This window comes from Nocardioides jejuensis (assembly GCF_004337475.1).
Classification (GTDB): Bacteria; Actinomycetota; Actinomycetes; order Propionibacteriales; family Nocardioidaceae; genus Nocardioides; species Nocardioides jejuensis.
Window position 1 is genome coordinate 113,002 of the sequence record NZ_SJZJ01000005.1, and the last position, 24,703, is coordinate 137,704.

Annotated in this window: 24 protein-coding genes; 9 read left to right on the forward strand and 15 right to left on the reverse strand. The window is 69.1% G+C overall.

Annotation, left to right across the window (positions count from 1 at the left end; translation table 11 throughout):
- The first annotated feature begins 56 nt into the window (after window positions 1-56).
- The 3 genes from EPD65_RS04895 to EPD65_RS04905 all read left to right on the forward strand — a co-directional run bounded on the left by EPD65_RS04895 (window position 57) and on the right by EPD65_RS04905 (window position 2,180).
- Complete coding sequence (locus EPD65_RS04895; protein ID WP_131582048.1) at window positions 57-695, forward strand: hypothetical protein; 639 nt, start codon at window positions 57-59, stop codon at window positions 693-695.
- Between the two features lie 86 nt (window positions 696-781).
- On the forward strand, window positions 782-1,270 hold the full coding sequence (locus EPD65_RS04900) for a hypothetical protein (RefSeq protein ID WP_131582049.1): 489 nt from the start codon (window positions 782-784) through the stop codon (window positions 1,268-1,270).
- A gap of 10 nt (window positions 1,271-1,280) precedes the next feature.
- Window positions 1,281-2,180, forward strand: coding sequence for a nucleotidyltransferase family protein (locus EPD65_RS04905; RefSeq protein WP_131582050.1), 900 nt, complete (start codon window positions 1,281-1,283; stop codon window positions 2,178-2,180).
- A 3-nt stretch (window positions 2,181-2,183) separates the two neighbouring features.
- Here EPD65_RS04905 and EPD65_RS04910 read toward each other — a convergent pair whose 3' ends face one another.
- From EPD65_RS04910 to EPD65_RS04920, 3 genes are all read right to left on the reverse strand, one after another.
- Window positions 2,184-3,065 (reverse strand): glycoside hydrolase family 16 protein, encoded by an 882-nt coding sequence (locus tag EPD65_RS04910; RefSeq protein ID WP_131582051.1) that lies wholly within the window; start codon window positions 3,063-3,065, stop codon window positions 2,184-2,186.
- A gap of 98 nt (window positions 3,066-3,163) precedes the next feature.
- Entirely contained in the window at window positions 3,164-3,439 is a 276-nt protein-coding gene (locus EPD65_RS04915) for a Dabb family protein (RefSeq protein WP_131582052.1), read from the reverse strand.
- Between the two features lie 13 nt (window positions 3,440-3,452).
- The gene (locus tag EPD65_RS04920) at window positions 3,453-5,123 is read right to left on the reverse strand and encodes an MDR family MFS transporter (protein WP_243640448.1); all 1,671 of its coding nucleotides are present in this window, start codon (window positions 5,121-5,123) and stop codon (window positions 3,453-3,455) included.
- Between the two features lie 266 nt (window positions 5,124-5,389).
- Here EPD65_RS04920 and EPD65_RS04925 point away from each other — a divergent pair, with 266 nt between their 5' ends.
- Window positions 5,390-6,301 carry a DUF559 domain-containing protein gene (locus EPD65_RS04925; RefSeq protein WP_131582053.1) on the forward strand — a complete coding sequence of 304 codons (912 nt, stop codon included), beginning with the start codon at window positions 5,390-5,392 and terminating at the stop codon, window positions 6,299-6,301.
- A 247-nt stretch (window positions 6,302-6,548) separates the two neighbouring features.
- On the opposite strand, the gene EPD65_RS04930 is transcribed toward EPD65_RS04925, so the two are convergent.
- Both EPD65_RS04930 and cysD read right to left on the reverse strand, forming a co-directional pair.
- A complete protein-coding gene (locus EPD65_RS04930) occupies window positions 6,549-7,817 on the reverse strand; it encodes a sulfate adenylyltransferase subunit 1 (protein WP_131582054.1) in 1,269 nt (422 codons plus the stop codon).
- Entirely contained in the window at window positions 7,817-8,731 is a 915-nt protein-coding gene (cysD, locus tag EPD65_RS04935; RefSeq protein WP_131582055.1) for a sulfate adenylyltransferase subunit CysD, read from the reverse strand. Before cysD ends, EPD65_RS04930 begins: the two co-directional genes overlap by 1 nt.
- Before the next feature lie 206 nt (window positions 8,732-8,937).
- On the opposite strand from cysD, the gene EPD65_RS04940 reads away from it, so the two are divergent.
- On the forward strand, window positions 8,938-9,927 hold the full coding sequence (locus tag EPD65_RS04940) for a sulfite exporter TauE/SafE family protein (protein ID WP_131582056.1): 990 nt from the start codon (window positions 8,938-8,940) through the stop codon (window positions 9,925-9,927).
- Window positions 9,928-10,009: 82 nt separating this feature from the next.
- On the opposite strand, the gene EPD65_RS04945 is transcribed toward EPD65_RS04940, so the two are convergent.
- The 3 genes from EPD65_RS04945 to cysC are packed head-to-tail and all read right to left on the reverse strand — an operon-like array spanning window position 10,010 to window position 13,028.
- Window positions 10,010-11,272 (reverse strand): LCP family protein, encoded by a 1,263-nt coding sequence (locus EPD65_RS04945; protein ID WP_131582057.1) that lies wholly within the window; start codon window positions 11,270-11,272, stop codon window positions 10,010-10,012.
- Complete coding sequence (locus EPD65_RS16520) at window positions 11,272-11,811, reverse strand: arsenate reductase/protein-tyrosine-phosphatase family protein (RefSeq protein WP_165872890.1); 540 nt, start codon at window positions 11,809-11,811, stop codon at window positions 11,272-11,274. Before EPD65_RS16520 ends, EPD65_RS04945 begins: the two co-directional genes overlap by 1 nt.
- Window positions 11,811-13,028, reverse strand: coding sequence for an adenylyl-sulfate kinase (cysC, locus tag EPD65_RS04950; protein WP_243640449.1), 1,218 nt, complete (start codon window positions 13,026-13,028; stop codon window positions 11,811-11,813). The genes EPD65_RS16520 and cysC overlap by 1 nt, the downstream gene beginning before the upstream one ends.
- Window positions 13,029-13,239: 211 nt before the next feature.
- Between cysC and EPD65_RS04955 the strand changes: the two genes are divergently transcribed.
- Window positions 13,240-13,623 carry a helix-turn-helix domain-containing protein gene (locus EPD65_RS04955; protein WP_131582058.1) on the forward strand — a complete coding sequence of 128 codons (384 nt, stop codon included), beginning with the start codon at window positions 13,240-13,242 and terminating at the stop codon, window positions 13,621-13,623.
- Window positions 13,624-13,680: 57 nt separating this feature from the next.
- Window positions 13,681-14,163: a histone gene (locus tag EPD65_RS04960; RefSeq protein WP_131582059.1), complete on the forward strand. Its 483-nt coding sequence runs from the start codon at window positions 13,681-13,683 to the stop codon at window positions 14,161-14,163.
- An 86-nt stretch (window positions 14,164-14,249) separates the two neighbouring features.
- Here the strand turns inward: EPD65_RS04960 and EPD65_RS04965 are convergent, their stop codons facing one another.
- The 4 genes from EPD65_RS04965 to galE all read right to left on the reverse strand — a co-directional run bounded on the left by EPD65_RS04965 (window position 14,250) and on the right by galE (window position 18,143).
- Complete coding sequence (locus tag EPD65_RS04965) at window positions 14,250-15,089, reverse strand: hypothetical protein (RefSeq protein ID WP_131582060.1); 840 nt, start codon at window positions 15,087-15,089, stop codon at window positions 14,250-14,252.
- Entirely contained in the window at window positions 15,086-16,045 is a 960-nt protein-coding gene (locus tag EPD65_RS04970; RefSeq protein ID WP_131582061.1) for a GDP-mannose 4,6-dehydratase, read from the reverse strand. Before EPD65_RS04970 ends, EPD65_RS04965 begins: the two co-directional genes overlap by 4 nt.
- A gap of 1 nt (window position 16,046) precedes the next feature.
- Window positions 16,047-17,033 carry a GDP-mannose 4,6-dehydratase gene (locus EPD65_RS04975; protein WP_131582062.1) on the reverse strand — a complete coding sequence of 329 codons (987 nt, stop codon included), beginning with the start codon at window positions 17,031-17,033 and terminating at the stop codon, window positions 16,047-16,049.
- Window positions 17,034-17,171: 138 nt separating this feature from the next.
- Window positions 17,172-18,143, reverse strand: coding sequence for a UDP-glucose 4-epimerase GalE (galE, locus tag EPD65_RS04980; protein ID WP_131582063.1), 972 nt, complete (start codon window positions 18,141-18,143; stop codon window positions 17,172-17,174).
- A 91-nt stretch (window positions 18,144-18,234) separates the two neighbouring features.
- Between galE and EPD65_RS04985 the strand changes: the two genes are divergently transcribed.
- Window positions 18,235-19,026, forward strand: coding sequence for an N-acetylmuramoyl-L-alanine amidase family protein (locus tag EPD65_RS04985; RefSeq protein WP_207891412.1), 792 nt, complete (start codon window positions 18,235-18,237; stop codon window positions 19,024-19,026).
- 109 nt (window positions 19,027-19,135) lie between these two features.
- On the opposite strand, the gene EPD65_RS04990 is transcribed toward EPD65_RS04985, so the two are convergent.
- Window positions 19,136-19,897 carry an SDR family NAD(P)-dependent oxidoreductase gene (locus EPD65_RS04990; RefSeq protein ID WP_131582065.1) on the reverse strand — a complete coding sequence of 254 codons (762 nt, stop codon included), beginning with the start codon at window positions 19,895-19,897 and terminating at the stop codon, window positions 19,136-19,138.
- A gap of 287 nt (window positions 19,898-20,184) precedes the next feature.
- Between EPD65_RS04990 and EPD65_RS04995 the strand changes: the two genes are divergently transcribed.
- Entirely contained in the window at window positions 20,185-21,060 is an 876-nt protein-coding gene (locus EPD65_RS04995; protein WP_131582066.1) for a hypothetical protein, read from the forward strand.
- A 173-nt stretch (window positions 21,061-21,233) separates the two neighbouring features.
- Here the strand turns inward: EPD65_RS04995 and typA are convergent, their stop codons facing one another.
- Entirely contained in the window at window positions 21,234-23,129 is a 1,896-nt protein-coding gene (gene typA / locus EPD65_RS05000) for a translational GTPase TypA (RefSeq protein WP_131582067.1), read from the reverse strand.
- 161 nt (window positions 23,130-23,290) lie between these two features.
- Window positions 23,291-24,613: an ABC1 kinase family protein gene (locus EPD65_RS05005; protein ID WP_131582068.1), complete on the reverse strand. Its 1,323-nt coding sequence runs from the start codon at window positions 24,611-24,613 to the stop codon at window positions 23,291-23,293.
- Between the last annotated feature and the right edge of the window lie 90 nt (window positions 24,614-24,703).

Sequence of the window (24,703 nt, forward strand, 5' to 3'; positions counted from 1 at the left end):
ACGCTGGTGCTGCTCCTTGAGGGAGGAGCTGACACGGCTGTGCTGGGAGGACCACCGTGACCGAAATCGATCGACGCACCGTCGCGCGTGCGGGCGTGTTCACCCTGCCCGTCATCACGCTCGCCACGGCTGCGCCGGCCTTTGCTGCGAGCGGCACCCCGTCGTGCCCGACGTGCCTGACGGCGACGGGTGGCGCGTTCACGGAGCAGGTCACGGTGCTCAACAACCAGACCGTGACGGCGACGACGAGCGGGACCTTCGCCTTCAACCTCAACTCCTCGAGCTGCGGCGTGGGCATCTTCAACCCGGGCTACACCATCACCGGCACGTCGACCACGATCGGCTACAGCGACGGCGCGACGCAGACGTTCAACTCCGTCATCTCCGGGGCCGGGACCTTCGGCGCGGCGAGTGCCTTCACCTCGACGTTTGCCCTGCCGACGACGACCACGAACTTCCCCAACGCTGTCTATCCGAGCGCGACGGCCAAGGAGCCGCGATCGATCACCGTGAGGTTCACGGCGATCTTCGTCGGCATCGGTGGCGTCCAGATCTCGTGCCCGTACACGGTGACGTTCGCCTTCGACAGCACCGGTGCGGGCACCATCGCGACCGTTCCGGTCACGGGCCCCGTCGGCGCCGGCACGGTCCAGTTCACGGCAACGGCCGGTGCAGGGACGATCACGAACGGCTGAGGGCGACTAGACCAGCGCCTTCGGCGATCCGCGCGATTCCGACGGGTCGATTACCCTTCAACCACTCAGGCTGAAATGGGGTTCAGATGGAGCAGCGGTCGACTCGTCGCGCGCTCGTGCGCGGGGCTGCCACGACTGCGTGGCTCGTTCCTGCCGTCACCGTCGCCTCGGCCGTCCCCGCGATCGCTGCGTCGACGCCCGCGAAGTTCTCGCTCGTCGGCACTGCGACCTCGCAGATCAACTCGGTGCTGCTCGTCCCGACCTCGAAGACGTTCACGATCACCTCGACGGTGAAGAACACCGGCGGCACGACGGGTGTGCCGACGATCGACATCTCCTTCGGCCTGCTCTCGGCCAACCTTGCGGTGCCGACCGTGGCGGGGTGGACCGGATCCTTCACGCTCCTCTCGGGTGGCATCACGGGCCTGCGCTACACCTACAACGGCACGGTCGCGCCCGGTGCCTCGGTGCCGTTCAACTTCTCGATCACGAGCACGCTTCTCCTGGCGGCCACGATGACCGCGACGGTGACTCCGCCGGACACGTCGCAGCCGACGACGATCACCAAGACGTAGTCTCCCCGGCATGACCGCCCTGACCCACGACGAGGGGGCAGAGCTCCTGCCGGTCCTCGTCGACCGCGTCGCCGCGGACGCCGGCGTCCGGGTGCTCCTCGTCAAGGGGGTCGCCGCCAGTCACCACGGCCTGCGGGAGCCGCGCCGTTCTTCCGACGTCGACGTCTTGGTCGAACCGGGCGCGTTTGCCGAGCTGGTGTCGAGCCTCGTCGGCCTCGGGTGGGCGCGCGTCGATGAGGGTGTGCCCACGGTCGCCCCTTCGTGGGAGACGACGACCCTCCGCCACGAGGTCTGGCCGATCGAGCTCGACCTGCACGGATCGTTTCCCGGGATCCTGGCTCCGGCTGGGACCGCCTTCGACGCGCTCTGGGCCGAGCGTTCCTCGATCCCGCTCGCGGGACAGGCAGTCGCTGCCACGGGCTGGGCCGGCACTGCCCTCATCCTCGGGCTGCACGCACTGCGGGGCCGCACGGAGGCCCTTGCTCCGGAGCTGGCTCAGCTGCTCGTCCGTGTGCAGGGGGCCGATGCCGAACGCCGCGGGGCGCTGGTGGCGCTGGCGGAGGCGCTGGGCGCCGATTCGACAGCGGCGGAGGTCGTCGAGGCCGCCGGCGGGCAGCCGGGACCGATCCGCCCCGAGCACGAGCGGGCATCGCGCGACTGGCGGATGCTGCATGGGGAGGGGTCCTCGGTCGGCGTCGCCTGGCTGATGCAGTTCCGGCGTACGCCGTTCTGGGGCTGGCCGATGCTCGTATTCCGGGCCCTCATGGGCGGGAGCGAGGCGGCGCTGCGTTACCGCTACCCGGAGGCTCCGGCGGGCCGCCTCGGCCTCTGGCGCGCCCGCTGGTGGCGCCTGAAGGAGACCCTGCCCCAGCTCCCCGCCGCCGTACGCCGGGTGCTCAGGCGCCGCTGAGCCTTACTTCCAGACCTTCACGTAGTCGACGGTCGTGGTCGCCGTCTTCGGCGTGGAGCTGGTGGGCGCGTTCGACCCGGCGCCCAGGGCCGCGATCAGCGACGCGGTGAACGGCTTGTCGAAGGGCTTCGGGGCCGCCATGTCCGTCGGGGCCCAGGCGCGGTCGAAGCAGAGCTGGTCGTCGTAGTAGAACTTCATGCTCGTCGTCGACCAGACGACCGAGACCTTGTGGAACGCCGTCAGGTCGCCGCTCATGCAGGTGTACGCCGTGTCCGAGCTGGTGCTGCCCGTGTAGTGCAGCGAGGGGTAGAGGCGGTTGGCCATGCCGGAGTACCACTCGGCGACGTCGATCTCGCCGGACGCCGGCCACGCGCCGTACGACTTGGTCTGGGGGTTCATCCAGAAGCCGCCGTGCAGGCCGGCGCCGGTGTAGTTCGGGAACTTGATGCGCGCCTCGAACTTGCCGTAGGCCTGCGAGAACTTGCCGTACGTCGAGACCGCGCCGCCGACGGAGGTCGAGGTGAAGTCGCCGTCGCCCGGCACGTTGCAGGTGAACGGCGCGACGCGGGTGACGGTGAGCTTGAGGGTTCCGTTGCCGACGGCGTAGCCCTTGCCGGCCTTGAAGCAGGTCGTGTTCATCGAGAAGCCCGACAGCGAGGTGTCCTGGCCGACCCACTTGTTCGCGTCGAGCGTCTTGCCGTTGAAGTCGTCGACGAACGAGCACGACCAGGTGCCGCCGCCCGGCTTGGCGACGAGGGCGCCACAGGCGTCGGTGGTCGCGGCGCGGGCCGCCTCCGGAGCGTGGAACGCCGGCACCAGGACCAGGGCCGCGAGCGCGACGAGAGCCGTCAGCCAGCGGGTGGGGTGCAGCAGGGCCTTGCGCATCGGAACCTCCGGGTCGGGGCGTTGCCTTCACCGGAGAGACGAGCGGGGATGCGTGCGATGACGCCTAAGTTACTGTGCAGTAGGCCACAGGAAATCGGTCATTCCACCCAGTCGCCGACGAGCCAGTCGGCGTTCTCGCGCATGAAGGCCACGGCCCGGACGTGCTGCTCGGAGACCCGCCAGGCCTGGAACGACGCCTCGTCGTCGAACGTCGAGTCCTCGACGACGACGGTGCCCTTGCGGTCATCGAGGCTCGTCGTGATGGTCCACCGGCTCGCGCCGAGCCGCGGTCGGGCGGCCTGGAGCACGGCGACCGCCTCGTCGGCGGACGCGCCTTCGTGCAGCTGGAACAGGACGACGTGGCGGTAGGTCACGCCGAGAGGGTAGTCACTCCGCAGCAGCAACGGCCGCGTCACGCGCGGCGGCGCTGGCCGACTGGTTGCGCAGGGTCACCTTCGGCATCAGCAGCAGCACCAGGAAGCCGAGTACGCCGACGCAGCCGGCCGCCAGAAAGACGACATCCATCGACTCGGCGAAGCCAGCCTTGAACGGGTGCGCGAAGACGTCAGCAAGCCGGTTGATGATCGAGGAGTCGTCCTGCACCCCCTGGAGTACGCCGCTGCTGCCGCCGGTCATCGCGTGGGCGACGGCGGCGTTGTCCGGGTTGGCCAGGACCTTCGGGTCGGTGAGCGCGCTCTGGAACTCGGGTGTCTGCGCCGCGGCCCCGAAGGCGGTCTTGATGTTGTCGCCGACCGTGCTGAAGAGCACCGAGAGGAAGACCGCGACACCGATCGTGCCGCCGATCTGGCGGAAGAACGTCGCCGAGCTGGTCGCCACGCCGATGGCCTGCGGCGGCACGGCGTTCTGCACGATCAGCATCAGCGGCTGCATGCAGTTGCCGAGGCCGAGGCCCGTGATCAGCATGAAGACCATCACCAGCCACAGGTGCGTGTCGGCACTGATCGTGGAGAGCAGGAAGAGGCCGACGCTCATCACCGCGACGCCGATGATCGGGAACTCCCGGACCCGCCCCGTCTTGCTGACGATGATGCCGGAGGTCATCGAGGCGCTCATCATGCCGAGCACGAGCGGGAGCATCATCAGGCCGGAGGTCATGGGGGAGGCCCCGTGCACGATCTGCATGTACTGCGGGAGTACCGTCATGCCGCCGAACATCGCGACACCGACGACGACGCTGCCGACGATCGTCACGGCAGCCGCGCGGATCTTGAAGATCGCCAGCGGGATCAGGGCATCGCGGCCCATGCGGTGCTCGGCGTACACGAAACCGAGGACGCCGGCGGCGCCGATGGCGAAGCAGGCGAGGCTGCGGTCCGAGCCCCAGCCCCAGACGCGGCCCTGCTCGGCCACGGTGAGCAGCGGCACCAGCGCCACGACCAGGAGGACGGCGCCCCACCAGTCGATGCGGGCCTGCCGGCGTACGTGGTGGAGGTGGAGGGTGCGGCTCACGACGACGAGCGCAATGGCGCCGATCGGTGCGTTGATCAGGAAGATCCAGCGCCAGCCCGCAATGCCGAAGATCGTGTCGGCCTGCGCGAAGAGGCCGCCGATGATCGGGCCGACCACGCTCGACGTCGCGAAGACGGCCATCATGTAGCCGGTGTACTTCGCGCGCTCGCGCGGCGCCACGATGTCGCCGAGGATCGCGATCGCCAGCGTGAAGAGGCCGCCGGCGCCGATGCCCTGCACCGCGCGGAACGCCGCCAGCTCGTACATCGAGGTCGAGAAGGTGCAGAGCACCGAGCCGATCACGAAGATCGTGATCGCGAACGAGAAGAGCGACTTGCGTCCGAAGAGGTCGCCGAGCTTGCCGTAGATCGGCGTCGAGATCGTCGAGGTGATCAGGTACGCCGTCGTGACCCACGCCTGGATGCTCAGGCCCGACAGATCGTCGGAGATCGTCCGGATCGCCGTGCCGACGATCGTCTGGTCCAGCGCCGCGAGCAGCATGCCGGCCATCAGGCCCGTGAGGATGGAGAGGATCTGCTGGTGGGAGTACTCGCCCGGGGCGGTCTCCTGCTGCTGCACGTCGGTCACCCGTCAAGATTAATGGGATACCCCAATCATTGGTAAGCCCAAGGAACGGTGGGGTGCGACACAGCGGGTGCATCGAGGGGATTGCTGCCACGGATGCACCCGCCGGTCGGTGCGGACGGTGCTTCCGTGGCAGTCCTGCCGGGGATGTACGCCGACGGGCCGGCGCCGCCCGAGCGGACCGGTCCGGCGCCGACCGGGCGCACTCGTCCGCACGGGGCCTGTGGAGGGCCGCTGCGGCATCGGCGAGGGTCGCGCATCGTGGCCCCATGAGTGACCCGCCTTTCGACCCGACCGTGCCCTTCCGCTCCTCCGCAGCCGTCGTCGCCGGCATCTCGCGCCGGCGGCTGGCCGGGTCGGCGTTCGTGCGACTGTTCCACGACACCTACGTCCAGGCTGGCGTCGAGCTGACGCCCGCGGTGCGCGCCGCCGCGGCGTTGGTCAGGTCCGGGCCGACGGCACGGTGCAGCCACTTCACCGCCGCGCGGCTCGCCGGGCTGCCGGTGCCCGAGCGCGCGGACGAGTGGGTCACCGTGGCCTCCGAGCGGGAGCGGACCCACGTGCCCGGTCTGGAGTGCAGGGTGGCGGTGGAGGAGCCGATGGTCTTCGCCGGGCTCCCGATCACCCCGCCCGGCCGCATCTTCGTGGATCTCGCGCCAATGCTCTCCCTCGTCGAGCTCGTGATCGTCGGCGATGCCCTGGTTCGCGCTCACCTGTCGCTCGACGAACTCACGGCATACGTCGCCGGGGCGCGGGGCGCAGGTGCGCGCGAGGCCCGGAGGGCGGTCGGCTTCGTGCGCGAGCGGGTCGACTCCCCGATGGAGACGAGGGTGAGGATGCTGATCGTGCTCGCCGGTCTGCCCGAACCGGAGGTCAACATCGAGGTCGTCGACGCCTCAGGCGCCGTGCGCCGGCTCGATCTCGTCTACAGCGCGATCAAGCTCGTCATCGAGTACGACGGCAAGGGCCACAAGGTGAACGACGCCAAGTGGGCCGCCGACCTCGGGCGTCGCGAAGACCTCGAGCGACTGGGCTTCTCGTTCGTCACGGTCGTCGCGCGAGATGTCTTCAACCACCCTGACCGGACGGTTGCCCGGATCGCCACCGCTCTGTCCGAGCGTGGCCTGCGGGTGCGGCCGCGCGACGAGTGGCGTCGGCACTTCGTGGTCACGGGCCGCTGAGTCCAGCGGCCGGGTGCATCCGTGGCAGTGATGCGATCGATGCACCTGCCGTCCCGGCCTGTCGGTGCTTTCGTGGCATTGCTGCCACCGATGTACGCCGCCGGCGTGGTTGCCGGCGCCCTCGTTGCCGCGGCGTGGGCACTGCCGCCGGCGCCACCCCGTCCGGCGCGGGCGCCAACATCGCCCGCAACGCAGACGCGGCGGCCACCCACGAAGGGTGACCGCCGCGTCGGCGTACGGAAGCGAATCAGCCGTTGATCATGCCCGCACCGACGGTGACGCCGGTGGTCTCGTCGATCAGGATGAAGGAACCCGTGGTGCGGTTCTTCGAGTACGGGTCGACGAGCAGCGGCACGGTGCAGCGGAGCTGGACGCGGCCGATCTCGTTGACGCCGAGCTGCTTGGTCTCCTGGTCGCGGTGCAGGGTGTTGACGTCCAGGCGGTACTGGATGTCCTTGACCATGACCCGGCCGTTGCGCGTCGTGTGCTTGATGGCGAGCTTCGCCTTCGGCAGCAGCGGCGCGGTCGTCATCCAGCAGACCATCGCGTCGATGTCCTGCGTGGCGGTCGGCGCGTTGTTGACCCGGGCGATCATGTCGCCACGCGAGACGTCGACGTCGTCCTCGAGACGGATGGTGACCGACATCGGCGGGAACGCCATGTCGATCTCCTTGTCGAAGAGGTCGATGCCGGCGATCTTCGAGGTCATGCCGGACGGCAGCACGACGACCTCGTCGCCCTGCTTCAGGACGCCGCCGGCGACCTGGCCGCCGTAGCCGCGGTAGTCGTGGAACTCGTCCGACTTCGGGCGAACGACGTACTGCACCGGGAAGCGGGCGTCGATCAGGTCGCGGTCGGAGGCGACGTGAACGTGCTCGAGGTGGTGCATCAGCGTCGGGCCCTGGTACCAGCCCATGTTCTCCGAGCGGTTGACGACGTTGTCGCCGGCCAGCGCGGAGATCGGGATGACCTGGAGGTCCGGGATGTTGAGCTTCGTCGCGAACTGCGTGAACTCGGCGTGGATCTTGTCGAAGACCTCCTGCGAGAAGTCCACGAGGTCCATCTTGTTGACCGCGAGCACGAGGTGCGGGACGCGGAGCAGCGACAGGATCAGCGCGTGGCGGCGCGACTGCTCGGTGAGGCCCTGGCGAGCGTCGACGAGCACGAGGCCGAGGTCGGCGGTCGAGGCGCCGGTGACCATGTTGCGCGTGTACTGCACGTGGCCCGGGGTGTCCGCGATGATGAACTTGCGGGCCGGGGTCGCGAAGTAGCGGTACGCCACGTCGATCGTGATGCCCTGCTCGCGCTCCGAGCGGAGACCGTCGGTCAGCAGCGCGAGGTCGGTGTAGTCGTAGCCCTTGGCCTCGGACGTCGCCTCGACGGCCTCGAGCTGGTCCTCGAAGATCGACTTGGAGTCGAGCAGCAGGCGGCCGATGAGGGTGGACTTGCCGTCGTCGACCGAGCCGGCCGTCGCGAAGCGGAGCAGGTCCATGGGCTTGTTCTGAGCGGTGGCCATCAGAAGTAGCCCTCCTTCTTGCGGTCTTCCATGGCGGCCTCGGAGAACTTGTCGTCACCGCGGGTCGCGCCACGCTCGGTGACCCGGGCGATCGCGACCTCGTCGATGATCTCCTCGATGGTCGAGGCAGTGCTCTCGACGCAGCCGGTCAGCGTGATGTCGCCACACGTGCGGAAGCGCACGGTGCGCTCGGAAGCGACCTCGCCCTCACGCATCGGGTTGAGCGGCGTCTCGGTCATGAGCATGCCGTCACGCTCGAACACGCGGCGCTGGTGGCTGAAGTAGATCGACGGGATCTCGATCTGCTCGCGGCCGATGTAGTCCCAGACGTCCAGCTCGGTCCAGTTGGAGATCGGGAAGATGCGCATGTGCTCGCCCTCGTGCAGGCGACCGTTGTACAGGCTCCAGAGCTCGGGGCGCTGGTTCTTCGGGTCCCACTGGCCGAACTCGTCGCGGTGGGAGTAGACGCGCTCCTTGGCGCGGGCCTTCTCCTCGTCGCGACGGCCACCACCGAAGGCGGCGGTGAAGCCGTTCTCCTCGATGGCGTTGAGCAGCGTCGGGATCTGCAGGCGGTTGCGGCTGATCTTCGCGGCGTCGGGGATGATGCCGTTCTTGATCGCGTCGTCGATGGAGGCCACCACGAGGTTGATGCCGAGGCGCTGGACCCAGCGGTCGCGCGTCTCCATGACCTCGGGGAAATCGAGACCGGTGTCGACCTGGAGGATCGAGAACGGGATCTTCGCCGGGTAGAAGGCCTTCTCCGCAAGGCGGAGCATCACGATCGAGTCCTTGCCGCCGGAGAACATCAGGACCGGCTTCTCGAACTCGGCGGCGACCTCACGGAAGATGTGGATCGACTCCGCCTCCAGCTGGTCGAGCTGACTCAGCTGGTAGTCGGCGTGCGTTTCTGTCATGAGCTTGGGGTGACCTCTCGTCGCTTATGGCAACCAGCATCGTAACGGTGCGCGCGCCCATTGCCTGCTTCGGTCCGCGTCTCGCACTCGACTGTCTCCGTACTTGCCCATAAAGCCGACTGAACCCCTAAGGTTTGTGACCATGCGCGACAAGGCCGAGCAGGCTGGCTCGCGCGCCATGTCGCACAGCGAACAAGGACGCACCCGTGAGTGAACTCATTTCCGACCAGTTCTTCTCCATCCTGATCGCCGGCCTCCTGGTCGGCATCGTGGTGGGGCTGACCGGCATGGGCGGCGGCGCGCTGATGACGCCCGCGCTGATCTTCCTGGGCGTGGGTCACACGACCGCCATCGTCACCGCGGACCTCACCGCGGCGGCCATCTACAAGTCCGGTGGCGCGATCACACACTGGCGCCAGGGTTCGCCGAACGTGCGCCTCGCGGCGTACCTGATCGCGGGGTCGGTGCCGATGGCGTTCCTCGGCCCGTGGCTGATCAACGGGCTCATCGACGACCCGACGGATCTCGAGAACACCCTCAAGATGTGCATCGGCTTCGCGCTGCTCTTCGCGGCGTCGACGTACGCCCTGCGCCTCTTCATCAACATGCGCAACGTCAACAGCGGCACCGGCGAGCCCGACGCCAACCCGCACATCCGACTCGTCCCGACCGTGCTCGTCGGCATGCTGGGCGGTCTGCTGGTTGGCGTGACCTCGGTCGGTTCCGGCTCGGTGATCATGGTCGCGCTGCTGATGCTCTACCCGGGTCTCCCCGCCGTGAAGCTGGTCGGCACCGACCTCATGCAGGCGGTCCCGCTGGTGCTGGCCGCGGCGCTGTCCAACATCGCGATCCACGGCCTCGAGTGGGACCTGCTGATCCCGCTGGTCATCGGCTCGGTCCCCGGCACGATCCTCGGCTCGCGTCTGGCGCCGCGCGTCGCGCAGTCGATCATCCGTCGCGGCATCGTGATCGTCCTGACGATGTCGGGCACCGCGCTGCTCTTCAAGGCGGGCTTCCACCCGTACGGCGAGGACAAGGACACGCTCGAGGCGATCACTGTCGCCGTCATCGGCCTGGTCATGCTCTTCCTGGTGCCGCTGGTCTGGGGTGCCCTGCGCAAGCAGAACGGCCTTCCGGCGTTCGGTGCGCCCACGGTGGCCGAGCTCGAGCGGACGCCGCCGCGCCGCAAGGTCTGAGCCAGCACACCCCTCGACGCACAGCAGCCCCCGACTCGCCTGAGTCGGGGGCTGCTGCGTTCTGCGCGGTTATTGACGGCGGTTACTTGACGGCGTTCTCGGGCGGGAGCTGCTCCACGTCGTGGTCGCCGACGTACGACAGGAACTTGTCACGCTGCATCGCGTTGAAGAGCGCCACGGCGTCCTTCATCTTCAGCAGTACGACGGACTGGTCGCCCACCATGGCGGCGCCCTCGAACGGCACCGTCGCGAACGACATGTCGCCGAGGCTCATCTTCAGGCCGGCGTAGGTCAGCTTCATGACCTCGGTGTCGCTCATGTCCTTGTCCATCGCGACGTGGCTGGTCGCGGCGTCGACGAGCTTGGTCAGCTTGACCGGGTTGACCAGCACGTCCATCGAGCGCGTGCGCTGGACGACGGCGCGCAGGAAGTTCTGGTGCCGCTGGACACGGTCGAAGTCGCCGCGGGCCAGGCCGTGGCGGGTGCGGACGTAGTCGAGGGCGGTCTCGCCCTTGATCGTCTGCCAGCCCTTGTGCCACGAGACGCAGTTGCAGCGCTCGTCGACGACGTCCTCGGGCACGTAGACCTGGACGCCTCCGAGCGCGTCGGTGATGCCGCGGAAGCCGTCGAAGTCGGTGACCACGATGTGCGTCAGGTGGATCTTGAAGTCCTGCTCGATGGTGCGGCCGAGCAGGTTCGGGCCGCCCCACGAGAACGCCGCGTTGATCTTGCTCTTCCCGTGACCGTCGATGTCGACGTAGGAGTCACGCGGGATCGAGATGACCTGGGCGTGCCGGCCGTCCTCGGCGACGTGCAGGACCATGATCACGTCGCTGCGTACGCCGGTGGCCTCGAACGCCTTGCTGCCCGTCGGGTCCTCCGGGTCGGCCGAGGGCGAGGTGCCGGACGGGCCGTTGCCCAGGTCGGAGAAGCCGCTGCCGGTCAGCTTGGTCAGGTCGATGTTGCCGTCGTTGTCGTTGCAGGTCCGGAGCTTGTCGCCCGCGGGTGCCGCCTCGTCGCAGTCGAGACCGACGAGCAGGATGTTCTCGCCGCCGAGGAACGGCGGGCGGTTGTCACCGAGATCCGCGTTGAAGCCCGGCGCCTTGTGCAGGTGCAGCCAGAGCCAGAGCAGCCAGATCAGGATGATCAGGAGCAGCAGCAGGAGCAGGCCGACGATCGCGGCCAGGGCCGGGTTGTCGTCGATCCACTTCCGGATGCGTGCAGGGACGACCCGCACGTAGATCTTGCGCAGCCGCTTGAAACGGCGGCGCTTCTTGCGCACGCGCACGCGGGCAGGCTGGTCGAAGAGCATGCCCTCCGGAAGGAGCGGGCCGTCCTGGTCCATCAGTTCCGCTCCTCCAGTGCCGGGATCACGCTCACCAGCAGCTCGTCGATCTGCGCGGCCGCGTCGGCTGCCGCGCGACGACCTCGCCGATACGGGTCGGCGATGTCGGCGCGGACCTGGGCGACCCCGCTCGTGGTGGCGACAGTCTTGACCAATTCGACTCCGCTCAGCGTCGAATCCACGCGCTGGACCCCGGCCGCGAACTGGCCGAGCGAGAAGACCTTCCGGAACGCCGCGGGGAACTCCGTGAGGATGAACTGGCGGTGCTCGGACTCCGCGGTCAGGACCAGGTCCGCCGCGTCCAGGTGCGCGGCGGTGAGCCGGCGGCTGCGGAACGCCGCGATGTCGGCCTCCGTCACCTCCGGGCTGTGCTCGAACGCCGTCGCCATGGTCTTGTCCATCGGCTTGTCGACGAATCCGAGCGTGCCCGCCGAGCTCAGCTCGAGGCTGGACCCGGGGCTGAGCATCGCGCGGCCGGCCAGCTCCATGTACGGCGAACGGCAGATGTTCGCCGTGCACACGAAGAGCACGCTGACCATCACACCTCCAGGAGTCCGGCGGCGGCGAGGGCCTTCTCGACGTCCGCGAGGGCATCCTCGACCGTGCGGCCGGTGGTGTCGACCCGTACGTCGGCGTCCTCAGGCACTTCATAGGGAGAGGAGATGCCGGTGAACTCCGGGATCAGGCCCTGGCGCGCCTTGGCGTAGAGGCCCTTGCGGTCGCGGCGCTCGCACTCCTCGAGCGGGGTGGCGACGTGCACGAGGAAGAAGGTGCCGCCGGCGTCCTCGACGTACTGCCGGACGTCGGCGCGGGTCGAGGCGAACGGTGCGATCGGGGAGACGACGGCCAGGCCGCCGTGGCGCGCGATCTCGGCCGCGACCCAGCCGATCCGGCGGATGTTGGTCTCGCGGTCCTCCTTGGAGAACGTCAGGCCGGCGCTGAGGTTGCGGCGTACGACGTCGCCGTCGAGGCTCGTGACGGTGCGGGTGCCCTGCTCGAGGAGCTTGTCGAGCAGCGCGCGGGCCAGCGTGGACTTGCCCGAGCCGGAGAGTCCCGTGAAGAAGAGGACCAGGCCGCGCTCGTCGAGCGGCGGGCGGTCGAACGCGACGATCTCCGCGATCTCCGCGGGGAGCTCGGCGTCGTCGTTGGTGTCGGTGAGCGCGAGGACGGCGTCGCCGCCGGCGTAGGTGGCGAGCACCTGGACCCCGAGGGCGTGGTCGGCCTCCGCGTCGCCGTGAGCCGCGAGCGGTACGACGACCACAGCCGCATCGGGCAGCGCACGGGCGGCGGCGAGCGTCGCGCGCACGAGGCCGACCGCCGAGAGGTCGTCGGGCGTGCCGTGGCCGGTGAGCGCGACGAGGACGACGCGGCCGTCAACGGCGGCGAGCTGGTCGAGCTCGGTGGTGGAGATCGCATCCGTCACCGGGACCCAGGTGGATCCGGCGTACGCCTCACGGGCCTGGGCCGGCGAGAGGTGCAGGCGCCGGAACGGCCCGTACGCCGGAGTGGCCAGTGCCGTGGGCACGAGCCGCTCGCCGTCGCGGGTGACCGTCGCGAGGGGGAGCCCCTCGGGGTCGACCAGCTCGAAGGCGTCGGCGTCGGCGAGCGCTGCCGGGACGGTGAGGGTCACGGGCGAGCCGGGCTCGCCGTACGCGACGAGCGGAGCGAGGGCCCCCGAGAGGAGCAGTTCGAGGTCGTCGAGCTCCTGCGGCGTGGGGCAGTGCTGCGGCAGGGGCTGAGGAGCAGTGCTGGACACGGCGGCCATCCTCCCACGTGCGGGAGGTGTATCCGGAGCAACACGGAGAGCAGTGCTTGCCAGTTGTTTGCAACGTCGTGTTGCATGCAACGGCTAGCAACACTTCCGGGTCGGGTTTCTCCTTACTGACAAGGGGAATCCCATATGGCCGTGCGCCAGTTCACACCGCTTGCGGTTGCTATCGCTAACAAAAGTTAGCAATACTTGGGGCATGGCAAAGGGCGTGGTCGGCAAGACGGTCGACAACCTGGGGGAGTACCTCAAGGAGCAGCGGACGGCTTCCAAGCTGTCCCTGCGCCAGCTCTCCGAGGTTGCCGGTGTGTCGAACCCGTACCTCTCGCAGATCGAGCGTGGTCTGCGCAAGCCCTCCGCCGACGTGCTTCAGCAGATCGCGAAGGCGCTGCGGATCTCCGCGGAGCAGCTCTACGTCCGTGCCGGCATCCTCTCTCCCGAGGATGGCCTGGGCGGGTCCGTCGAGCTGGCCGTGTTGGCCGACCAGCGTCTGAGTGAGCGTCAGAAGCAGTCCCTGCTCGATGTCTACGCGTCGTTCCTCGCCATCAATGCGGCGGAGAACGACGGCGCGGGCGAGAGCTGACCCACCCCCAAGGTGGGCGCCCCGCCCGCCACACACCACTGCGAAAAGGAGGCCATCATGGCCAAGAAGATTGACGTCAAGAAGGTCGTTGCCGAGCTGCAGGAGAAGGTTGCCGGCCTCCAGAAGGACGCGACCACCACCGCCAAGGACGCTCAGGCGAAGGTTGCCGCCCAGGTCAAGGACCTGCAGGCCGCCATCGAGGCCGCGCCGGCCAAGATCGAGGCTTCGGTCAAGGAGACCCAGGCTGACATCCTCGCCAAGGTTGCCGAGCTCCAGGCTTCCGCCAAGGCCCTCCCGGCCAAGGCCCAGGACGAGGTCAAGGCCCGTCTCGCCGAGATCACCAAGCAGGTCGAGGACCTCACCGCCAAGGCGCAGAAGCTCGTCGAGAAGTACCTCCCGAAGAAGGCTGCCGCCGTCGTCGAGGTCGTCGAGGAGAAGGTTGCCGCTCCGGCCAAGAAGGCTGCCGCGAAGAAGGCTCCGGCCAAGAAGGCTGCCGCCAAGAAGGCTCCGGCCAAGAAGGCTGCCGCGAAGAAGGCCTGACCTTCCGCGTAAGCACGAAGCCCCCGCACCTGTTGGTGCGGGGGCTTCGTTCATTTGAGCCGTAGCGCGTGCGGGCCGGCAGAACGTCAGTCCGGGTAGACCGTCGCGTCGGCGGAGGGGTTGTTGAGCGCCTCGAGTTCGCCGGACGTCTGGTTGCCGGGGTCCTCCGGCGGCGGGTCGCCGGGGCGCCAGCCCTTCAGGCGCTCCTGGTTGAACTTGTAGACGCGCCACCACTGGTCGAGCTTCCAGCCGTCGCTGGTCGGCACCCAGGCGAGGCCCAGTGCACTCTGGGTGGGCACGCGGTACTTCTTGCCCTGGCCCATCAGCCGGAACTTCGTGTTGATCGTGAAGATGACGCCGATGCCGCCGTGGCCGGCAGCGACCAGGCCGTCGGTGATCTTGATCGGCGTGAGCATCGGGTTGTCCCACCCGCGGTCGCGCCGGATCATCAGGTTGTAGGCGACGAGCTGGTTGACCCAGACGTCGAGGTCCTTCTTCTTCTCCCACCAGCCCTTGTACGGCTTCACGTAGCCCTTGAGCGCGCGGTGCGCCTGCTGCTTCCAGCGCTTGGCGGCATCCGGCGTCATCAGCTCGGCCAGGCCGTCGAGCTCCTTGACGTCCTTGACCTTGTGACGCTGCATGTACTTCGGGTTCAGCGTCCAGTTGTGGACCAGATCGAGCGACTGCTGCCAGATCTCCTGGCCGGTCGCCGAGCTGACGCCGTAGAGCATGTAGCGCGGGTCGTCCGCCTTCATCTCCGGCTTCGGCTGCTTCTTGACCGTCGGCTTCGAGGGCAGGGCCGTGGAAACATCCTCCGCGCCCGGGGGCGGAGGGGGAGTCGACGCACAGCCGACGAGCAGGCTCGCGGACAGCAGGACGCCTCCGGCGAGGGTGGAACGCCGGCGGGCGGGACGGGTGGGGTTCATGACTGCAGCTCCAGATCGGTCTCGACCATCTGCTTCACGATCTCAGGGAACTCAAGCGTGGGTGCCCAGCCGAGCTCCGTCCGGGCCCGGCTGGCGTCGCCGCGCAGGTCGGTCGGGTCGGTCGGACGCAGCAGCGCGGGGTCGACGCGGACCCGGTCCTCCCAGTCGCTGACGCCGGCCTGCGTGAAGGCTGCGGCCACGAAGTCGCGCACGCTGTGCGAGACCCCGGTCGCGATCACGTAGTCGTTGCCCTGACCGTGGCGCGCTGCGCGGACCATCGCGTCGACGTAGTCGGGAGCCCAGCCGAAGTCGCGGCGGGCATCGAGGTTGCCCAGCACGATCTCCTCGGCCTTGCCGGCCGCGATCGCGGCCACCGTCGAGGTGATCTTGCGGGTCACGAAACGGGGCGAACGGCGCGGCGACTCGTGGTTGTAGAGCACCATGCTCGAGGCGTGCAGGCCCCGTGAGCGGTAGACGCCGGTCATCAGGTGCGCGTACGCCTTGGCTGCGCCGTACGGGTTGACGGGGCGGAGCGGGGTGGCCTCGGACTGCGGTGACTCCGACGGCTCGCCGAAGATCTCCGCGCTCGAGCACTGCACGAAGGCGACCTGCTTGTCGTGCACCTGCGCGACCTGCCAGGCGGACTCGAGCAGCGCGACCGCAGCACCGCCGTTGATCGACGCGTTGAGGTCCGGGTCCTCCCAGCTCGCGGCGACGGAGCTGAGTGCGGCGAGGTTGTAGACCTCATCGGGGGCCAGGTCCGCGAGCAGCGCACGCGTCGCTGCGACGTCGGTGAGGTCGCCCTGGTGGCGTACGACGTCCGCGGGGAGGAACTCCGCCGGCTCGCCCGACAGGGTCAACGAGTGCACCTCCACGCCGTCGGCGAGGAGCCGCTCGGCGAGGTAGCTGCCGTCCTGTCCGGACGCGCCGGTGATGAATGCCCGAGGCCCCGGCATGTCAGAGGCCGGCGAGCTTCTTCTGCTCCGCGAGGTCGGAGTCGACCATCATCGCGACGAGCTCGGGGAAGTTGACCTTCGGCTTCCAGCCGAGGACATCGCGTGCCTTGGACGAGTCGCCGATGAGCAGGTCCACCTCGGCCGGGCGCATGAACGCCGGGTCCTGGCGCACGTAGCGCTCCCAGTCCTCGATGCCCGCGTGGGCGAACGCCAGGTCCAGCAGCTCGCGGATCGTGTGGGTCTCGTCGGTGGAGACCACGTAGTCGTCGCCGTTCTCCTGCTGGAGCATCAGCCACATCGCCTCGACGTAGTCGCCGGCGAAGCCCCAGTCGCGCTGGGCGTCGAGGTTGCCCATGACCAGCTCGTCCTGGAGGCCGAGCTTGATCCGGGCGACGGCCTGGGAGACCTTGCGGGTCACGAACTCCGGGCCGCGGCGGGGCGACTCGTGGTTGAACAGGATGCCGGAGCTGGCGTGCATGCCGTACGACTCGCGGTAGTTGATCGTCATGTAGTGGCCGTAGACCTTGCTCACGCCGTACGGGGAGCGGGGCCAGAGGAGGGTCTCCTCGGTCTGCGGGACCTGCTGCACCTTGCCGAACATCTCCGAGCTCGAGGCCTGGTAGAAGCGGACGGCGCGCGGGTCGTCGCCACCGTGCAGGCGCACGGCCTCGAGCAGGTTGAGCACGCCCATGCCGGTCACGTCGGAGGTGACCTTGGCGTTCTCCCAGGAGTACGCCACGAACGAGATCGCGCCGAGGTTGTAGACCTCGGTCGCGTTGCTGTCGTTGAGCGCCCGCATCAGGCTCGACTGGTCGGTGAGGTCACCGGTGAGGATCTTGACGTCCGGCAGCTCGCGCTCGACCATCCCGCGCTTGGGGTTGTTCTGCCCGCGCATGAGGCCGTAGACGTCGTACCCCTTCTCGAGCAGAAGCTCGGCGAGGTACGGACCGTCCTGACCGGTGATTCCCGTGATGAGGGCAGAAGGCATGGCCGGGATTCTGCCAGAGGTCCAGACCGTCAGTGACCCGTCCCACGCCACGCGCCGAAACCCGTGTTTTGGCGCGCCCAAACCCGGGTTTTGGCGCGTTGAGACCCGGGTTCTGGCGGGTCTCAACGCGGCTCCCGGTCAGGCGGGGTAGGCGTCTCCGGCCTTCTGTCGGGCCTCCCAGGCCGTCGACACCATCTGCTGCAGCGTGTGCCGCATCTGCCAGTCGAGGTCGCGCGCAGCGAGCTCGCCGGTCGCGACGATCTGGTCCGGGTCGCCCGGGCGTCGGGGGTGCATCTCCGGCTCGAACGGGATGCCCGTGACGTCGCGGATGGTGTCCATGATCTGCCGGACGCTCGAGCCCGCGCCGGAGCCGAGGTTGTAGACCGGCTCGATGCTCTCTCCGGCAGCCAGGCGGAGCGCAGCGGCGACGTGGGCCTCGGCCAGGTCCGCGACGTGGATGTAGTCGCGGACGCAGGTGCCGTCGGGGGTGTTGTAGTCGTCGCCGAAGATCTTCGGCGTGCGCCCGTTGACCAGCGCGTCGAAGACCAGCGGGAAGAGGTTGTGCGGGCTCGCGTCGAAGAGCTCCGGCGTGCCCGACCCGACGACGTTGAAGTAGCGCAGGCTGGTGTGCTGCAGGCCGTGCGCGCGACCGGCGTCCTTCAGCAGCCACTCGCCGATCAGCTTGCTCTCGCCGTACGGCGACTCGGGCCGCGTCGCGGTCTGCTCCGTGACGAGGTCGACGTCCGGCGTGCCGAACGTGGCCGCGCTCGAGCTGAAGACGAGTTTGTCGACCCCGGCGTCACGCATCTCCTGGAGCAGGATCACCATCGCCGAAACGTTCTGCTCGTAGCAGTGGAGGGGCTGCTGCACCGACACCCCGGCGTACTTGAAGCCGGCGACGTGCACGACGCCGTCGACGCCCTGCAGGGCCGCGCGGACCGCGTCGCGGTCGAGGAGGGTCGCCTTCGTGAGCGGCACGCCGTCGGGGACGAACGCGTCGAAGCCGGTGGACAGGTCGTCCAGCACGCTCGCCTCGATCCCGGCCGCCTGGAACGCACGCACCACGTGCGATCCGATGTAGCCCGCGCCTCCGGTCACCAGCCAGCCCATGCCCACTCCTTTGTCGTCGTACGTCGGACGGCTGCGCTGCCCGCGTGGCGCGCTGCCCGTCCCGAGCAGCCTAGTCAGTGATACTGACGCGGTGAGATCTCTCGTTGCTGCCGTGGCTGTCGTTGCGCTCGGGGCCGGCCTCAGCGTCGTCGGCCTGATCGTGGACGACCCTGCGCCGCGGGGCGAGATCGAAGCGGTCTCGTCGACGTCGCTGACCGGCAAGGTGATCGTGATCGACCCCGGGCACCAGCTCGGCAACCACAACCACCCCGACGAGATCAACAAGCCGGTCGACGCGGGCGGCTTCCAGAAGCCGTGCAACACCACGGGCACCGCGACCAACGGCGGCTACCCGGAGGCGACGTTCGCGTGGCAGGTCGCCGGACTGCTCAAGAGCCGGCTGGAGGATCGAGGGGCGCGCGTCGTCCTGACCCGCACGACCAACAGCGAGGACGACTGGGGTCCGTGCATCGACGCGCGCGGACGCCGGGGCAACAAGCTCGCCAACGGCGGCCGGGCCGACCTCGAGATCTCGATCCACGGCGACGGCTGCAACGGCTGCGGGTCCGGCTTCCACGTGATCGCGCCGGCATCCCGCAAGGGCTGGACCGACGACATCGCGGCCCCGTCGCTGGCGTTCGCGAAGCAACTGCGTTCCTCGCTGCACTACCGCGGTCTGCCCTACGCGCCGTACATCAACAGCGGCAGCGGCCTCGACGTCCGCGGGGACCTCGGCACGCTCAACTGGTCGGACAAGCCGATCGCGATGGTCGAGCTCGGCAACATGCGTTCGGCCGGTGACACGCAGCGGATGACCACCCTTGCCGGACGGCGGACGTACGCCGACGCACTCGCCGCCGCGATCGTCGCCCGCCTCACCTGACGGCTCCCGCCCCATCTCGCCGAGACGGGCCCCGTGCACACGCGAAACGGGGCCCGTGCACGCCTCTCCTGTGGAGAACTCGTGCACGGGCCCCGTCTCGGCGAACGGATCAGCGAGGAGCCAGGCGGATCGCACCGTCCATGCGGACGACCTCGCCGTTCATGTAGTCGTGCTCGACGAGGAACGTCGCGAGCTGCGCGTACTCGTCCGGGCGGCCCAGGCGCTTCGGGAACGGAACGCCGGCAGCCAGCGACTTCTGGAACTCCTCCGTCACGCCCGCGAGCATCGGGGTCTCGACGATGCCGGGGGCGATCGTGCAGACCCGGATGCCGTACGTCGCGAGGTCGCGCGCCGCCGGCAGCATGAGGCCGAGGACGCCGCCCTTGGACGACGAGTACGCCGCCTGGCCGACCTGGCCCTCGAACGCCGCGACCGACGCGGTGTTGATGATGATGCCGCGGGCGCCGTGCTCGAGCTCGGGGGTCTTCGCGATCGCCTCGGCGGCGAGCGCCAGGACGTTGTACGAGCCGACGAGGTTGATGTTGACGACCATGGCGTACTTCGCGAGGTCGCCGACCGAGCCGTCCTTGTTGAGGATGCGGCCGGCCGTGCCGACACCGGCGCAGTTGACGACGGTGCGGAGCGGGACGCCGGCGTTGGCGGCCGTCGCGACGGCCTCGCGGACCTGCTCGGCGTCCGTCACGTCGACGGCGACGTAGTGGACACCGGCGACCTCGGGGGCCTTCTCGATCGAGCCGGCGAGGTCGAACGCGAACACGGTCGCGCCCTTCTCGGCCAGCGCCTTGGCGGTCGCGGCACCCAGGCCCGACGCGCCACCCGTGACGATCGCGGCGGTGTTCTCTACCTGCATCTGTCTCTCCTCTGAAGTCTGGTGCGGTCATTCTCGCGTGCCGCGCCCGGGCGGGTACGCCGGGTCCCCGGGCGTTGAGACGGGGCGGCGCCAGAGGGAGAGCCGGGCGGCGGCGCCAACCACGGAAGGTGTGCGCCCCGCTCGGTCGATGGGGCGGCGTGTCCCCGTGACGCGCCGTGCCGACGACGTGCGATGCCGGTGCTCTGCCGTACTTGGCGCCGTCGCCTTCGCGGCACCTGTGGATAGCGGAACGCGTCCGGGCGGGGGGTCGACGCAGCATGCAGGGCATGGATCGTGTGGGCCTCGTCGACGTCATCCGCCGGCTCGGGTGGTCGGCATCCTGGGCGGAGCTGCGCTCCGTCGCGACCGAGCGGGCGATCCGGTCGGCTGTTGCCGACGGCGTGATCGTGCGCGCGGCTCGTGGTCGCTATGTGCTGCCCGACGGTGTCGGTCCGGGACAGTCCGCGGCGCTGCGGGTCAACGGCACGGTTTCGCACCTGAGCGCCGCTCTGCGATGGGGCATGGCGGTGCGCAGCCCACCGCCGCTTCCCACGGTGACGGTGCCGCGCGGGCGTTCGCTGGGATCGCGACGTCGTGCGGGCGTACAGGTCTTCTGGGCTGATCTGACCGCTGATGAGGTCGAGCTCGGGGCGACAACTCCGGTCAGGACCGTGCTCGACTGCGCCGCACGCTTGCCCGAGCCGGAAGCACTCGTGGTCGCGGACTCGGCACTCAGGATGAGGCTGGTCAGCCGGGGTGAGCTGGAACGGCGAGCCGTGCTCGTGCCGCTCCAGGTTCGTGAGCGCGTCGTTCGCGTCGTCGACCTCGCCGATGACCGGCCGCAGAGTGCGTTCGAGTCCCTCGTTCGCGGGCAGGCCCTAGGGGTGCCACGTCTCTCGCTCGTGCCGCAGGTGCTCGTTGGATCGGTGCACCCTGATCTCTGGGACGAACGGCTCCGGCTGGCGGTGGAGTGCGACTCCTACGAATGGCATGCGAAGCGGGCGGACCTGATCAGCGACTGCGAGCGGTACAACGACTTCGCCCTCGAGGACGTGATGCTCGTTCGGTTTGCGTGGGAGCACTCGATGAACCAGCCGGGCTATGTCGCCACGACCCTCGGGCGCGCGGTGACGGTGCGGGAGCGGCAGCTACGGCTGTGCTGACCGGCGCTAACCACTGCAGACGTCTGGCCGGACGAGGTTCGCCGCCGCGTGTCTGGCGTGACACGCCGGCCCGACCGCTGTACATCCTCGGACCTGCCGTAGTTGGCGCCGGAAATGGCAACGGCGCCCCATTCCTGATGGAACGGGGCGCCGTGGTGACGCGTGTCAGACCGTCACTTGTTCGCCTTGCGCGCCTGCGAGGCGGTCTTGGCGCGCGCGTTGGCGTCCAGGACGACCTTGCGGATGCGGGTCATCTCCGGGGTGACCTCGACGCACTCGTCGTCGCGGCAGAACTCCAGGCACTGCTCGAGCGACAGCTCGCGCGGCGGCGTGAGCTTCTCGAAGTTGTCGGAGGTCGCGGACCGGATGTTGGTCTGCTGCTTCTCCTTGGTGATGTTCACGTCCATGTCGTCCTGGCGCGAGTTCTCACCGATGATCATGCCTTCGTAGACCTCGGTGCCGGGCTTCACGAAGATGACGCCGCGCTCCTGGAGCGAGGTCATCGCGTGCGCCGTGGCCGAGCCGGCGCGGTCGGCGACGAGCGAGCCGTTGTTGCGGGCGCGGATCTCGCCGGCCCACGGCATCATGCCCTCGGAGATGGACGACGCCATGCCGGTGCCGCGGGTCTCGGTGAGGAAGTCGGTGCGGAAGCCGATCAGGCCACGCGCCGGGACGACGAAGTCCATGCGGACCCAGCCGGTGCCGTGGTTGGTCATGTTCTCCATGCGGCCCTTGCGGACGGCGAGGAGCTCGGTGATCGCGCCGAGGTACTCCTCGGGGGCGTCGATCGTGAGGCGCTCGACCGGCTCGTGCTTCTTGCCGTCGATGATCTGGGTGACGACCTGCGGCTTGCCGACGGTCAGCTCGTAGCCCTCGCGACGCATCTGCTCGACGAGGATCGCGAGCGCGAGCTCACCACGGCCCTGGACCTCCCAGGCGTCCGGGCGCTCGGTCGGGAGGACCTTGAGCGACACGTTGCCGATGAGCTCGGAGTCGAGGCGGTCCTTGACCATGCGGGCGGTGACCTTGGAGCCCTTGATCTTGCCGACGAGCGGCGAGGTGTTGGTGCCGATGGTCATGGAGATGGCCGGGTCGTCGACCTTGATCAGCGGGAGCGCGACCGGGTTCTCCGGGTCGGCGATGGTCTCGCCGATCATGATGTCCGGGATACCGGCGATGGCGACGATGTCACCCGGGCCCGCCGACTCGCCGGGCACGCGCTCGAGGCCCTCGGTGACGAGCAGCTCGGTGAGCTTGACGTTCTTGACCGTGCCGTCAGCCTTCATCCAGGCGACCTGCTGGCCCTTCTTCAGGTTGCCCTGCTTGATGCGCAGCAGCGCCAGGCGACCGAGGAACGGCGAGGCGTCGAGGTTGGTGACGTGGGCCTGCAGCGGCGCCTCGTCGTCGTACGCCGGAGCGGGGATCGTCTCGAGGATCGTCTTGAACAGCGGCTCGAGGTTGTCGCCCTCGGGCATGGTCGCGTTCTCGGGCTTGGTCAGCGAGGCGATGCCCGCCTTGCCCGACGCGTAGATGACCGGGAAGTCGAGCGCGTCGTGCGCGTGCGAGTCGTCGAGCAGGTCCATGAAGAGCTCGTAGCACTCGTCGACGACCTCGTCGATGCGCGCGTCGCCACGGTCGGTCTTGTTGACCACGAGGATGACCGGCATGTCGGCGTTGAGCGCCTTGCGCAGCACGAAGCGGGTCTGCGGCAGCGGGCCCTCGGAGGCGTCGACGAGGAGGACGATGCCGTCGACCATCGACAGGCCGCGCTCGACCTCGCCACCGAAGTCCGCGTGACCCGGGGTGTCGATGATGTTGATGGTCATGCCGCCCTCGGGGGCGTGCTCACCGTTGTAGGCGATCGCGGTGTTCTTCGCGAGGATCGTGATGCCCTTCTCGCGCTCGAGGTCGCCCGAGTCCATGACCCGGTCGTCGACGCCGGACTCGAGGTGGTGGGCGCTGAACGCACCGCCCTGCTTGAGCATCGCGTCGACGAGCGTGGTCTTGCCGTGGTCGACGTGCGCGACGATGGCAACGTTGCGGATGTCGTTGCGGGTGGTTGCGGCCATGCGGAGGCAGCCTGCTTTCAAGTGGGCGTCAAAGAACTGGTGAAACGATGTGGGGGCCCGAAGACACACGGGCAACCTCGCGATTCTATCGGCGCGCGGGGTGTGCTCCGAACCGTCGCGGTGTGAGATCGGCCCCTCGGTGCTCAAGCGGCCGATGAACATCAGGCGAACCCGGGTGCGTGCTCCTCCAGGAGTGCGCGGAACGACAGGTCCACCTCGAGCTGGCAGAGCACGCCGATCCCGCCCATCCACACGCGGTGGATCAGCATGTACTCCGGCGGCAGGTTGATCTTGAACGCCTTCGACAGATTCTCCGGAGTCGGTACGGCGACGCGCGCGGCCTCGGCGCGCAGCCAGGCACGGTTGAAGCCGAAGACCTCCTCGCGCGCCGGTGCGAGCAGCGGCCGGAGGTAGTCCCGCAGCGCCTCGGTCTCGAAGCGGGTCTGCGGCAACAGCCAGCCCTGCGCGCGCATCTCGACGGCCACGGCGTCCCAGTCGTCGTCCGCGGCGAGGTGCAGCAGACGGCCCAGGGGAGCGGGCAGCCCGTCGGGCAGCCGTGCCGCGGCGCCGAAGTCGACGACGCCCAGGCGGCCGTCGTCCATCACCCGGAAGTTGCCCGGGTGCGGATCGGCGTGCAGCAGGCCGGTGCGGGCCGGTCCGCTGATCAGGAAGCGCGCGTAGAGGTCGCCGACGCGCTGCCTCTCGGCGGTCGTGCCGTCCTTGATGACGCGGGCGAGCGAGTGGGGGCTGTCGAGCCACGTCGTGACCAGCACGCGCTTGGTCGCGTGGACGACGTGCGGCACCGCGATGTCAGGGTCGCCCGCGAACTCGTCAGCGAACACCCGCTGGGCCGAGGCCTCGAGCTCGTAGTCGAGCTCCTCCCTGATCCGGTCGGCGATCTCCGCCAGCAGGGGCTTGATGTCGACGCCCGGTGCGAGCAGTCCGATCAGGCGGGCGATGCGCGAGAGGTTCCTGATGTCGGACGACAGTGCGCGGGCGGCGTTCGGGTACTGGATCTTGACCGCGACGTCGGTGCCGTCGGCCCAGGTGGCGCGATGCACCTGCCCGAGACTTGCCGAGGCCACGGGCTGCTCGTCGAAGACCGCAAAGGACTGCCGCCACGTCGGTCCGAGGTCCTCCTCGAGGACCTGGGAGAGCACCCGCAACGTCATCGGGGGAGCGGCGTCCTGCAGCTTGGTGAGGACGTCGCGATACGGCCCGGCGATCTCCTCGGGCAGGGCGCTCTCGAAGATGGACAGCGCCTGGGCGAGCTTCATCGCGCCGCCCTTGAGCTCGCCGAGCACCGTGAACAGCTGGTCCGCCGTCCGGCGCTGCACCTCGGAGAGGACGGCTTCGGCAGGCTTGCCCCCGATCCGCTTGCCGACGCCGAGCGCGGTGCGGCCGGCGTACGCGGCGGGGAGGGCGGCCAGGCGCGCCGACCGGCCGAGTGCACTGCGGCGCATCCGGGGTCCGTCGTTCGCCATGGTGTCGAAGGTACTGGGCGCCCCCGCGTCGAGACCCGGGTTTTGACGCGTCGAGACCCGGGTTCTGGTCACCAGGACAGCCGAGAAGCC